Genomic DNA, 13,810 nt, shown 5'->3' with positions numbered 1-13,810 from the left:
CGATCAGGGCGGCGAGGTGCCGGCGGGCGTCCTCGGCCTCGCGCCGGTGGTCGGCCTCGGCGAGGTCCAGAGCGTCGAGGACCTGGTTCTCCCGCGCGACGGCGTCGTCGGCGGCGGCGAGTTCACGCCGCAGCGTCTCGACGGCCCGGCGCGCCTTGTCGGTCTGGTCACGCATGGTTCGCCCGAGCCGCTGGAAGTGGCGGGCTTCGGCGAAGTCCAGGCGCAGCCGGTGCTGCCACGACTCCCGGCGGAGCGATCGGAGGAAGTCGGCGTCCTCGGGGCTCCGTTCGACCAGGCCGGCCAGTTCCTCGCTGACCTGCTCGAACCGGTCGAACGCGGCGTCGCGGTGACGCTCCTGCTCCGCACGCCGTTCGAGCGCCTCCTGCCGCTCGCGGGCGACCGTGGCGAGCCGGGCGTCGAGCTGGGTCAGTTGGTCCTGGGTGCTCCGGAGTTCCCGGAGCAGGGTCCGGACCACGGGAACCGCGTCCCACGCCGCCGGCTCGGCGACGACGTTACGCAGCTCGAGCGGTTCGCCTCCCTCGCCGCTCGCGCTCGCGTCCTCGAGGGCCTCCCGGACCTCGGGCGTGAGCCCGGAGATCAAGGTCGACGCGACGTCGGCGAGCGTGGCGGCTTCGGCGGCGGCGGTGTCCGCGGCGCCGCGCGCGGCCTCCACGGCCCGGGTGCGCTCGTCCCTGGCCTGAGTCAGCAGACGCGCCAGCGTCCTCGACTCCTCGTGCCGCGTCCGGGCCGTGGCCGGGTCCCCCGCCGCCCTGGCGTCCTGACGCCGCTGGGCCACGAGCTGGTCGAGGTGCGCGATCCAGGGATCGTGTTCGTCGCTGATCTCGCGCTGACGTTCCTCGGCGTCCCGCTGGGCCTGCTCGGCCCGGTCCAGCGCGACCTGGTACTGCGCGGCCAGTGCGGTGACCAGCGTCAGTCGCGTGTCGCCGGTCGTCCCCGTCTCCCGCGGCAGGGATCGGAGCGTCTCCACCGCCGGCGTCAGCACCGCGAATTTGTCGAGGCCGGGCTCCTCGCGCCGCGTCTCGTACCGGGCGACGGCGTCGAGCAGGTCGTCGAGCGACGGCTCGGGGGCGCTCCCTGGTTCGTCGGCGGCCGGAGGCAGCACCAGGGGTCCGGCCTCGCGAAGCGCCTCGGTGACGAGCGCCCTGACCTGACGCAGCTCCTGCTGGTGCGACTCCCAGCGGGACGGATCGAAGTCGCGTGCCGCCGTCGCGAGTGCCTCGTCGCTCGTGGCCGTCCGGACGCGCGCCTCGTCCGCCATCCGGACGATTTCCGCGGGCACCGGGGTGTCGGGGCCGTCCGCGGGCGCCGACCGCAGATCGGACGCCAGTTCGTCGAGCGCGGCCCGCGCGACGACGACCAGCTCGGCGATCGCCGGATGCCCCTCGTGGGCGAGGGCCTGCTGGAGGCGGGTGAGCGCCGGCACCAGGCGTCGATCGTGGGCGCTCGGGTTCGCCGGCCCGACCTGGTGGAGCCGGCGCGACCCGTGCTCGGTGATCAGGTCCGTCACCACCCGCGCGGCCCGGCGGTTCTCCCCGGCCGCGGCGATCAGGGCCCGGAGCTCCGCCGCCCGGGTGGTGGCCCAGGCCTGTTCGTCCGACCGGGCCACCGTCTGGTAGACGTCGGCGGCGGTGGTCAGCCGACCGGCCCGCGTCGGGCGGAGCGACCGGATCGCGGCGGCTTCCTCGATGGCGTGCCTCGCCGCCCGCCGGGCGTTCTCGGCCCAGCGGCGGTGCTGGTCGGCGGTGCGGCCGCGCTCGTCCGCCGTCTCCCGCGCCGCGTCCGCCGCCTCGTGGGCGCTCCGGTGCTCCGCGGTCAACCGAGCGATCCGAGCCGTCTGCTCGTCGTCGGCCCGCCGGGCGTCCTCCAGGCGCGGTCGCAGCTCCGAGAGCTGCGAGGCCACCGCCGTGAACTCGTCGCGGTGGCGTGCGGCGACGCCCGGCTGGGCGTCGAATCGGGCGAAGGCGTCGAGCAGCTGGTCGAGCGCGACGCGCGGATCCGCCGACCCGGACCCGGCCGACGGTGGATCGGCGGGCACCGCGAGCAACTCGCGGAGCCTGGCCCGCAACTCCGCGATGCGTGTCCCGGCCGTGGTCTCGTCGCGGCGCGCCCGTGCGACGGCCCGTTGCTCGCGGCCCACGGCGTTCAGCATGATGCCGTCGTTCTCGAGGGGATCGTCGCTGAGCTCGGCCTGGCGCTCACCCTGGCGGATCGTGTGCCGGGCGGCCCGCTCAGCGGCCTCACGCGCGAGTCGCTGCTGGTCCTGGATCGCCGAGAGGATCGTCCGGACCGTGTCGTCGAGGTACGCGGCGGTCTCCGGGACGACCCGTTCGTCGACCGGCAGCCCGGCGAGTTGGGCCGCGGCGGTCCGGTGCAGGGCGGCGGGCAGCTCGGGGTCGTCGAGCGTCGCGCCGGGGTCGTCGAGCAGCGCGTCGACGTCGACCGGAGCTCCGGGCTCGGAGCCCAGCCTGGTGTCGACGGTGGAACCGGGCGCCGGGGTCGATGCCGCCGGAGCGGCGTCGAGGACGGAGCGGTAGGCGTCGGGGACGGGCAGTCGGTGGTCGCCGAAGAACGACCGCGGTGATCCCTCGATCGCCACGGGGGCGCGGCCGGCGTCGAGGACGAACCCGTCCAGGAAGCCGAGCTGCGCGGCGGTGAACGGGAACGCCTCGGTCTGCTCCCCGGTCTGCCCGTTGACGTAGACGACGCGTCCGCCGTCGTTGAACGCGTTCCAGGCGTGCCCACCGCCGTCGCGCCAGGCCGGGTAGAGGAAACCCTGGGCACCGGGGCCGGCCGCGAGCAGCGTCTCGGTGAAGCGTCGCTCGCCTTCTCGCAGTGCGTCGTCCGACGACGAGCCGAACGGCACGAGCTCCTGGAGCCGGGCACCGGTGAGCCGCTCGACCATGGAGCGCGCGTCCGGGTCGCCGGCGTCGACACGCAGGGCCGGCCCGGCGACCATCGGAACGCCGCTCCACGTGAGCGACGCCGCCAGCTGGGCGATCACGCAGTTGACGCGGCGCGCCGGGTCGAGCGCGAGCCCGGGGTTGAGCAGGGCGAGGGCCGGCGGGGTGATCGAGTGCACCGGGATCGTGCCGCCCGGCCCCGCGGCCGCGCCGACGAGGAGCAGGTACTGCGCCAGCGGCGGGAACTCCTGCCCGGAGCGCGGATCCTGCGGGCCGAGCAGGTGCTCGAGGATCGGCGTCACCGCGTCGAGGTCCGCCGTGGGCGCGGCGAGCACGTCGCCGATGGTCAGCGGTCGACCGGTCGGGTTGCCGTCCGGATCCTGCCAGGACGGGCCCGGCTGGATTCCCGGCGCCCCGTGGTCGTCGTCGCGCGCGACGGACGCTGTCGGCTCGGCCGGGACGCTGCGGTGCTCCTGGACGGCCGCCCGGGCTTCGGCGAGCCGGCGGGCGGCGCGGTCGACGGTGGCGGCGGCGTCGTCGCTGATCCGGGTCCACGCCTCGACGACCGGGTCGAGCCGGTCCGCCGGTGCGGCGAGCGTGAACCGCGCCGTGGCACGTCTCGCCTGGTCCAGGTGGGCGACCGCGGCGGTCATCGCGGTCTCGGCCGTGTCCAGGACGGTCTGCAACGCGCGGGTGACGCTGTCCGCGGTGCCGGTCGGCGTCGGGCCGAGCAGCGCTCCGGTCGCCGTCGCGGTGGCCCGCACGGCGTCGACGCGCTCGACCAGGACGCGGAGCTCCTCGGTCAGCGGCCCGGTCCGTTCCCGCACCGCGTCGACGGCGCGGTCCGTGGTGACGCCGCGCTCCCAGGCGTCGGCGACGTCGCGCAGCCGGACCGCCCGCGTGTGCAGGTCGTGAGCCGCGCGCGGATCCGGGACGCGCAGCCGGGCGGCCTCGCGGGTGAGCGTCCCGGCGGTGTCCCGGAACTGGTCGGCGACCTGCGTCGCGCTCCGGTACTCGGCGTGCGCCGCCCGGACCGTCGCCTCCGCGGCGCGGACGGCGGCGCGCAGGGTGACGACGTCCTCCGAGGACTGCTCGAGCCGCTGGAGGTTCAGATCGAGGGTCGCGAGCGCCGCCGCACGGTCGGCGAGTTCGTCGAGCACGGCCCGGTGCCGTCGCCGCGTCCGCACGTCCGCGAAGTACCGGTTGCTGACGTCGTGGAGCATCGCGGTGACGGCCGGGTGCGCGAGCACGCCCGGCTGCCGGAGCAGCGCCGGGTCGAGCACGGCCTGGTCCGGCTGCTCGGGGGAGACCCGCTGGTCGTTCCCGGCGAGGGCGTCGAGCTGCTGTTCCGTCGCCTGGGCGGCGGCCTGGAGCTGGGAGCCCTCGTCGAGCGCGTTGGCCTCCTCGGCCGAGAGGTACTCGGCGAAGTCCAGGGCGTCGAACAGCTGCTGCTGCTCCGCCTCGGCCGCGGCCACCAGCGACCTGGTCTCCTGGAAGCGACTGTGGAGCGCGAGGACCTGATCCGTCGCGTCGCTGATCGTCAGGTCGTGGCGGAAGATCGCCTGCCGCAGTTCGCGGGCCACCCGCGACCGCCCGCGGCGGCGCGCCCGTTTGAGCTCGTCACCGGCCTGGTCCGACGCGGCCTGGGCGGCGTGCAGCCGATCGAGTTGCGCTTCGATCCGTTCGCGGAGGGTCTCGACCACGGCTTGCGCTTCCGCGATCCGCGTCTCCAGGTCGTCGAGCCGCGCCTGCAGCCTCTCGGGGTCGTTCTCGCGCCGGTGCAGCGCCCGGGCGATGTCCCGGGCCCAGCGCTGCAGCGCGGTGAGGTCGCGTCGCTGCTGCGTCAGCGTGTCCCGGGCCGTGGCCATCCGGTCGAGGTCGGCGGCCAGGTCGAGGAAGTACTGCGCGGCCTCCGGTTCCGGCCCGGCGAGCGCGGCGAGGTCGGCGAGCAGCGCGGGGCTCGCCCGGAGGACACCGGCGTCGACGACGATCTCGTCGGGAGCACTCGTCGCCGCGGGCCGGATCGCGGCCTCGGTCGGCGGGGCCTCGGTCGGGGAGGCCTCGGTCGGGGAGGCCTCGGTCGGCGGAGCCTCGGGCGGTGGGGGACCTCCGGACGGCTCGGGGCCCGGTGGGCGGGTGGTGAGCGCGGAGAGCCTGCGCTCGGTTTCGCGGATCGCCCGGCTCGTCGCCACCGCGTGTTCCAGCACCTCGTCCTGCCGGCCGGAGAGCGCGTCGGTGATCTCCTCGGCCCGGACGACCTCCGCCGTCGCGTCCACCGCGGCGTCGACGAGCGCCTGGGCCCGGCGGAGGGCACCGGCGGCACGGGCCCTGACGTCCGCGTCCGCGGTCTCCATCCCGGAGAGCAGGGCCTCCAGCTCGTCGACGGACCTCTCGGCGGCGCCGACGCGCTCGATCGCGGCGTCCATGCGTTCGCGGAGCCCGGGCAGCTCGTTCTCCAGCGACGCCAACCCGGCGGTGATCGCGTGCAGATCACGCTGCATCGTCGCGAGGTCACGCCGCTGGTCGCCCAGCAGGTCGAGCAGGACACGCAGCTGTTCCCGGTCCCCGGCGAGGTCGGCGAAGACCGCCGAGGGGTCGCGGTCGGGGGAGAGCGGGAGATCGTCGACGACCACCGGCGAGACCCCGCCGGTGACGAGCACGTCGAGGAACCAGGTGTCGGGCCCGAACGGGAAGACATCGGTCTCCGCACCGCTCCGCATCTCGCGGTACCAGACGCGACCCTCGACCTCGACCGCGCTCCACGCCTGCTCGTCACCGGCGGGCTGCTGCGCGCGGAGGAAGACGTAGGCGTCCGGGCCGACGGCGCCGAGCGTGTCGCGGATCCGCTGCTCGGCCTGTCGGAGCGCCGCCCCGGGCCGGTCACGCGCCGGGAGGAGCTCCTGGAAGCGACCGCCGGTGGCCTGTTCCACCGCGGCCCGGCCGTCGGCCGGCGTGCGCGGTGCGACCGCGTGGACACCGTTCCACCGCCACCAGTCCGCGACCTGCGCCGCGCCCGGGGCGGCGGCCGCCGGGCCCGGCCGCGCGTGCACCGGCAACCGACCGCTGTCGTCCACCGAGGCTCCGACGTGGAGGAGCTGGGCCGACCGCGGCGGAAGCACGCCGGCCGGGCCGTACAGGGTGTCGTACGCGCGCTGCCGGAGTGCCGGGTCGACGCCGTCGGCGAGGGCGATGTCGTCGACGGTGACCGGAGCCCGGGGCGAGCGGGACGCGGGAGCGGCGACCGCCATCTTCGTGATCTCGGCTTCGAGATCCCGGATGCGGTCGAGGACGGCACGGTGCTCGTCGGTGTGGCGCCCGATCAGCAGACGGGCCTCGGTGATCCGGCCGACGAGCTCGTCGATGCTCCTCCGGACGGCGGCGACCGCCTCCTGCGCGGCGGTGGCCTCGCCGTCGTGGCGGTGGGCCGCCCGGTCCGCGTCGGCGGCCGCGGCCTCCGCCGCCTGGGCGCGGAACGTGAGCGTCGACACGACCCAGGCGCTGATCACCCTGGACCACTTCGCCAACCGGCGGTAGCGCTGCTCCTCTTCGCGCCCGCGCTGAGCGTCGCCGCGCGCGCCGGCCGCCGCCGACTCCGCCTGGTCCTGTTCGACGTTCGCCGCGCGCAGACGCTCACGCGCCTCGTCCAACGCGGCGGTGAGCTCGGGTAGTTCGTCGACCCAGAAGCGGGCCGTGGCCTCGTGCCGCCCCAGCTCCTGCTGCTGGTCGGCCAACGCGCGCAGCCGCTCGTCGGCCGTCGCCAGGCTCGCGAAGTACTTCTCGGTGATCAGCTCCAACTCTTCGCGGACGACCGGATCGGTGAGACCGGACAGGTCCGAGCGGAGCGTCTCCGGGTCGAGTGCGGTGAGGAACCGGTGCCCGGAATCGCCCGCCAGCATCGCCCGCGTGGCGTCGGCCGCCTCCGTCGCCACGGTGATGGCCTCAGTGGTCTCGAGGACGCCGGGGAAGTGCCGCCGGAACGCCGACTGGACGCTCTCGAGGTGCTGCGCGGCCTCGTCGGTGGCACGCGCGGATCGCCGCTCGGCGTCCTCCCACTCCGCGAGCGACGCGTCGAGTTCGGCGACCCGACGGCGCATCGCGTCGGCCGTCGTGTCGGCCGTCGTGTCGGCTGACGCACGCAGCTCAGCGGCCTGGAGGCGGTACCGCGCGACGGTCTCGGTGGCGTGGGTCAGCGCGGCGCGGGCGTCCGAGTGGGCGTTCCGCGCCGACTCCAGCTCCGACCGGAGCCGGCGGCTCTCGTCGTCGGACCTGGTGCCCCGGAGCCCGTCGAGACCGCGTTCCAAGCCGCTGAGCTGGCTCTGCTGCACGTCGAGCCGGTCGCGCAGGGGTTGCAGCTCGGCGCGGTTGGCGTCGATGTGCTGCTCGACGATCCGCCGGAGGTTCTCCTTGAGCGCGGGGTCGGCGCGCACCAGCGGATGATCGAGGATGCTCCGGTCCAGCGGGCCGTTCGCCGCGGCGTCGCGCGGAGCGCCGATCCTCGGGTCGGCCGGCGCGCTCGGCCAGGAGCCGGGGAGCCGTTCGTAGCCGGGCGGGAGCGGCTGGGACTGGTCGCTGAAGTAGGAGAGCGGCAGCCCGTCGACCGGCACCGGCTGTCGGTCCGCGTCGACGAGCAGCATGTCCAGGTAGCGGACCTCGGCCGGTTCGAACGGGAACGTCTCGGTGTGGATGCCGTTCTGGGCGTCGCGGTAGACGATTCGGCCGTCCTCGTTGACCGCGGACCAGGCGTGGCCCCCACCGGTGCGCCACGCCGGGCTGAGCATCGCGAACGCGCCGTCACCGGCGGCCAGGAGAGCCTCCCGGATCCGCGTCTCGCCGTTCCGCAGCGCCTGGGCCGCCTCGGCGGAGTCGGGGCCGGTGCCGTCCTGGAACGGGACGACCTCCTGGTACCGCGCACCGGTCATCGCCTCGTCGGTGTGGCGTCGGCCGCCGGGGTGCCGGACGTCGTCCGGGTTCCCGTCGACGTAGTCGGTGCGCACGGTCGGCGCGGCCACCAGCGGGACGCCGAAGTGCGTCCAGAACTCCGCGCGCCGGGCGTCGGTGCAGTTGACCCGCCGGGCCGGGTCGAGAGCCTGGCCGAACGCGTTCACACGGAAGAACCACGGCCCGGTCCGTGGACGGAGCGGAATGCGGCCGTCGACGAGCAACGCCGCGACCAGCAGGAACTGGTGGACGCGCTGCGGGGTCAGATGGCCGCTGTGCGGATCGTCGGTGCGGGGCAGGTCCGTGTAGACCTGGGCGGCGACAGCGGGATCGACGCCATCGGCGGCCACGACGTCGTCGACGGTCATCGGATCGTCCGTCGGGTCGGCGTTCTGCGCTCGCCAGATCGTCGAGGTGACCGGCCGGCCCGGGGCGAGGCTGAGTTCGAGGAAGCTGATCGCGTCGTTGACCAGCGCGGCGCGGTACCGGGCCGCCTCGAGGCGCGCGTTCAGGTCGTCGACGACCAGCTCGGCCTGGGCGACCGCTTCCGTGGCCTGGTCCGCGGCGTCGAGCGTCACGGCGTCCGCGTGCCGGGCGGCGTAGACGCGGCCCAGGAGAGCCGCGGCCGCGAAACGCTGGGCGACGCTCAGCCAGAGCGCCTCCTGTTGCGCGCGCCAGGCCAGGCGCCGGGCCGGGCCGGCGCTGACCTCGTCGGCGGGACGCGGGCGCGTCCGGTTCAGCGCCTGAGCCAGTGCTCGGGCCCAGTGCTCGGCGTTCCTCCGGGCCTCCTCGTAGGCCGCCGCCCACTGGTCGGCCGAGCGTGCCATCACGACGTCGATGTCGCCGACCTCACCGGCGCGCTCGCCGGCTTCCAGCTCGACGTCCTCCAGCCGGGGCATCTCCTCGTCGCGCAGCGTACGCAGCTCGGTCTCGAGATCGCGGATCTCCTCGTGCACCGCGGCCAGGTCGTGCTTGCGCCCGGCGAGGGTCTCGAAGGCACTGCGAGCCCGTGCGCGTGCGCTGGCCCGGCCGGCGAAGTAGCGGGCCGAAGTCCGCTTCAACGCGGCGACGACGTCCGGGTCGGCGAGCAGCGCCGGGTTGGCCCGGATGGCTGCGGGATCGAGCCGGTTGGTGTCGTCGGGGTGACCCGGTGTGTCGCTGGTTTCGGCGGGGTTGGTCTGGTTGGGGTTGGTCTGGGTGGGGACGGTCTCGGTGGGGACGGTCTCGCTGGGGCTGGCGTCGGTCGGGTTGGTGACGGTCGGGTTCGGCTCGGCTGGTGGGGGCGTGGCCTCGGCCGGGTCGGGCTCGACCCGGAAGTCGCGGTCGGGGGTGCCGTGCAGGGCGGCGAGGTCGTAGTCGGCCGACGTACCGGATCGAGTCGCGGTGACGGGGGCGAACCCGCGGCGCTCGGGGGCGTGGGTCGTGCGGGCGAGCTCGTCGTCGGCGGAGGCCTGGGTGTCGGTGGGGTCGAGGGGCGGCGGTGGCAAGTCCTCGAGCGCATCGGCCACCGGCGGTGCCGGCGGGTAGAGGTCGTCGATGATCTCCTGCTCGATCCGGGGATCGACGGCCTCGGTGGTCGCTTCGTCCGCGGCCGGGATGGGCGCGGTGGCATCGAGCAGCGGCTGCAGCGCCTCGGCCGTAGCCGGGTCGATCCGCCCGGTGTCGATCCCGTCGGTGATCTTCCCGCGGAGCCGGCGAACGCTGTCCTCGAGAACGGAGCCGTGCAGGAACGCCCGACGGAGCCGCACCAACAGCCGGTAACGCCGCCAGCGCCGACGCAGTTGGTAGCCCTTCGGATCGCCCAGCGCGGCAATGCTGTCGGCCAACTCCCGCTGCCGAGCCGTGGCGACGGAGATCTCTCGATGATTCCGGGAGAGGCTGCGAGACCACCGCGCCACCGCCCGAGCCGACGGGATCCGACCCGGGACCGGGCGCCCAGCGAGCTCAGCGAAATGCTCCTGCGCCGCCTCGGTGAACTCGTCCACTGCAGCCGGCTCGGCGAGCACCGCTGGATCGTCACGAATGGCGTCCGGATGGTGCACGGTCAGTTCGCCCGAGTCGACGAGCTCGGCCTTCGCCGCGACGGGTGCGCCGGACCTGGTCCTGCCCTCCGCCGAACTCGGCTCCGACGCCGGTTCCCGAGTCCCGCCCGGCGCGAGATCAAGCGGCGCCTCTTCGCCCGAGCGCGAGTCCTCGTTCGAGTGGGTGTCCTCGTTCGAGGAGGTGTCCTCGTTCGAGGAGGTGGCGTGGGTCGGGCGGGTGGCGTCGGTCGGGCGGGTCTCGTCGGACGGTGCGGTGCTCTCTACCAGCGACGGGTCTTCGGTCGGACGTGTGTCGGCAGGGAGGGTCCCGTCGGTCCGGCGGGTGTCGACTGGGCGGGCGCCGAGCGGCTGAGCATCGAGCGAGACCTCGTCGGCCGGCGCGGTGTCGCGCGGTGTGGTGTCGCGCGGTGTGGTGTCGCGCGGTGTGGTGTCGCGCGGTGTGGTGTCGCGCGGTGTGGTGTCGCGCGGTGCGGGTTCGTCCGCGGCGAGGGTGGTGGGGTCGAGGGTGGTGGGGTCGAGGCTGGTGGGGTCGGTGTGGTCGGGATCGGTGTGGTCGGGATCGGTGTGGTCGGGATCGGTGTCCGTGTCGGTGGGGTCGGTCTCGGCGGTGTCGACCGGGCGGTCGTCGGAGCGGCGGGTCGGGCCGAAGCGGCCGTCCGGGACGGGTTCGGCGGCACCGGTGGCGAGCAGCAGGTCGACCGCGGCCGCTTGTTCCGTGGCGACCCTGGCCTGGAGAGACGCCGGGGTCAGGAAGCCGGCGAGCAGCTCGCGGTGCCGGTGCTCCTCGGGCGTCCGGGGAGGGTGGGTGAGATCGGGCGGAGTGAGCGCGGGCGGCCGGGCCGGCGGGGTGGTGGGTGGCTGCGCCGAGGGCAACGAAACGTCGGACGTCTCCGCGCCCACGACCGGGGGTCGAACATCAGGCGTCCGCAGAGTCGGCGAAGCATCCTGCGTCCCCACGCCCAGCTCGACCGGCTCACCCCCCGTGAATCCCGGCGCACTGTCACCCGAGCCGATCGCGTCACCGGAGCCGATCGGGTCCGGCGAGCTGATCGCGTCCTGCGAGTTGACCGATGCGCCCGGGCTGATCGTGTCCTGCGAGCCCGCCGTGTCCTGGACGGGTTCGCTGGAGCTGATCGTGTCCTGCGAGCCGGTGGCGTTGTCCGAGAGCGGCGCGTCGGTGGGGGGCGTGGTGTCGCGAGCGTCGGTCGGCCCGGAGTCGAACGGTGACGACTGATCGGTGACCGCGACATCCGGTGCCTGCGAGTTCGTGGCATCCGGGGACGGTGTCGAGTCGATCGGTGACGACTGGTCGGTAGCGGCGGTATCGGCTTCGGGGCCGGCGAGCGTGTCCGTGCCGGCGAAGGTCGTGCTGTCGGTCGCTGACTGGGCTTCAAGGGACGGTGTCTCGGTCGAAGACTGCGTATCAGCCGAGACTTGCGTGTCCGCGGAGGCCTGCGTGTCCGCGGAGGATGCGGTGTCCGTGAAGGAAGCGGCGTCGGTTGACGGGCTCGAGTCGAGTGGGGGAGCGGCCTCCGTCGGGGCGCTGTCGGAGGTGCTGACATCGAACTTGGCGGCCGAGTCGCTGGACGTGCCCGTGTCGGTGGTCGGTTGGTCGGTGGCGAACTGCTGACCGCCCGAATCGGCCGCGGCCGGTGACTCCGCGGTCGCCGGGCCCGCCTCCGCAGCAACCGGGCCCGCCTCCGCAGCAACCGGGCCCGCCTCCGCAGCGACCGGGCCCGCCTCCGCAGCGCCCGGGCCCGCCTCCGCAACAACCGGGCCCGCCTCCGCAGCGACGGGGGGCGCCTCCGCGGCAACCGAAGGCGCGTCTGCTGCTGGGGCGGCATCTCCGCCGGTCGGGGTTGACGCTCCTGCCGACGAATCTGCGGATGTCGGGCTCGCCGCCGCAGACGAATCCTTCGAGGACGAGGACTCACCGGACGACGACGCACTGTCGGAGGACGCCGAGCCACCAGCGGAAGAACCGTCCGACGCCGACGAGCTGCCCGCCGAAGACTCCCCGGAAGAGGACCCCCCCGAGGACCCGGCCGACGACGACCCACCCGATGACGAGCCCCCCGCCGAAGAACCCCCGGAAGAGGAACCCCCGGAGGAAGAACCCCCCGAAGAAGAACTCCCGGACGAAGAACCTCCCGCCGACCCGCCCCCACCCCCCGAACGGCCCGAGTTCCCACCCTGCGACCCGCCCTGCCCCGAAGCCCCCGCATTCGAAGCCCCCGCATTCGAAGCTCCAGCCGGCGACCCACCGTCCATACCCAGCGACGACGGCATCGTCGACGTCGTCCCGGCATCCACCGTCGTCGCACCCGCAACCGGTGACGCGTTCGCCTCCGCCGTCGCCGCCTCCCACTTGAGGCTCGACTCGATCTCCGACTGGATGTTCGCGAACGACTCCCGCGGCTTTCCGGTCAGCTCCGACAGCGCCTCGCTGGCCGCGTTCTCCAGGCCGCCACCGTCACCCACGGCCCAGTCGGTGATGCTCTTCGGGTCGTCCAGGAGATACGTGCCGACCGACGCGGCCGCGGCAGCGAAGCCCTCCTTGAGGCTGCCGCCGATCGCGGAGTCCCCGGCGCCGGGCGTGGCCTCCTTGATGAACCCGGCCGCCGCCTCCTCGGCCACCACGGACACCACGTTCATGCGCCCGTACTCATTGCCGAACGGGTTGAGGGCCTGACCCCAGTTGCTCTCCAGCTCGGCTTCCGCGCGCGCGTCCTGTTCCACTTTCGCCGCGACGACCTTGCCGGTGCCGACTTCCTTGAGCGCTTCGACCGCGTTCTTCCCGGCCGACTCCAGCCCGGCTTTGCCCACCTCGCTGGCGAACGCCTTGGCCTTGTCGGTCCCTTTCAGGTCCTTGAACGCCTTCTCGGCGGCCTCTCGGGCCTGTTGCGCCACCTTCTGTTCTGCTTCGCGGGCGCTGATCGCGGCGACGCGTGCGGCCTTGCCGTCCGCGGCGTCACGGGCGATGCGGTTGATGTCGACGAAACGGTCGATCTTGCCGCCGCCGGTGGCTTTCCGGGCGGCCCGGGCCGCGTTCTCACCGGCCAGCCGGCCACCCATCTTGTCGACGCCGCGGGCGAACCACGACGACTTCTCGCCCGCTTCTTTCGCGGCCTTCTGAGCGGCCTCCTTGGCCGCCTTCTTCCCGAGTTCCTCGCCCGCTTCCTTCGCGGCCTTCTCCGCCGCCTCCTTCGCCGCTTTCCGGGCGGCCCGGTCGGTGAGGTACTTCCCGACGTCCTTGGTGAAGTTGACGATCGGCGGGCTGCCCGTCCGCGGGATGAACGGGTTCAGCGACTTTCCGGCGTCCCCGAGGATCTCGCCGACGTTGCGGAACTCCTTCTCCGCGCCTTCCTTGGCGATCTTCTCGAAGAGTTCTTTCGCGGCTTTCGTGATGCCGGACCGGGCCGTCGCGTAGGCCACCGGAAGGGTCGCCACGGCCGGCCCTCCGACGAGCGTGACCGCGGCCATGATCACCGCGAACGCCGCCATCGCCAGATCGAACAGGTCGAACAGCGCCGAGACCTTGGCGACGATGACGTTGCTCGCGGCCGAGGCCATGAGTTCGGCCAGGTCGGCGTTGCCCGCGAGCGCCGCGTCGGAGATCTTCATGTGGCGCTCGTACTTGGCCTTGAAGCCCGCGGCGCCGCCGGCGTCGTCGCCGCTCCACTGTTTGAGGATGTCGACGCCGGTGTTGCCGACCTGCTCCTGGTAGGTGGCGAGAACCTCGGTCAGCTGGGCGCGTGCCGTCGCGATCTCGAACATCTTGTCGTGATCGGCGTCGGGGATCTCGACGATCAGCTTCAGTACTTCGCCGAGGATGTCCGGTAACCACTCCTCGAACTCGCGGAAGCAGTTGAGCAGATCGTCCAGGGCCTCCGGGAAGGTCCCCGCCAT

The 13,810-nt window shown here is 73.9% G+C and carries 1 protein-coding gene (running past one end of the window); it reads right to left on the bottom strand.

What is annotated here, in order from left to right:
• A protein-coding gene (locus tag ABD437_RS40775; protein WP_344654353.1) for a toxin glutamine deamidase domain-containing protein crosses the window boundary here: on the bottom strand, window positions 1-13,810 show its start. 20,651 nt of this gene lie to the left of the window's left edge; only the first 13,810 of its 34,461 coding nucleotides appear in the window; the start codon lies at window positions 13,808-13,810; the stop codon falls past the left edge of the window.

It is taken from the genome of Cryptosporangium japonicum, from assembly GCF_039524755.1.
GTDB lineage: Bacteria > Actinomycetota > Actinomycetes > Mycobacteriales > Cryptosporangiaceae > Cryptosporangium > Cryptosporangium japonicum.
Note: the sequence above shows the minus strand (reverse complement) of the source record. Positions and strands in the feature narration are given on the sequence as shown.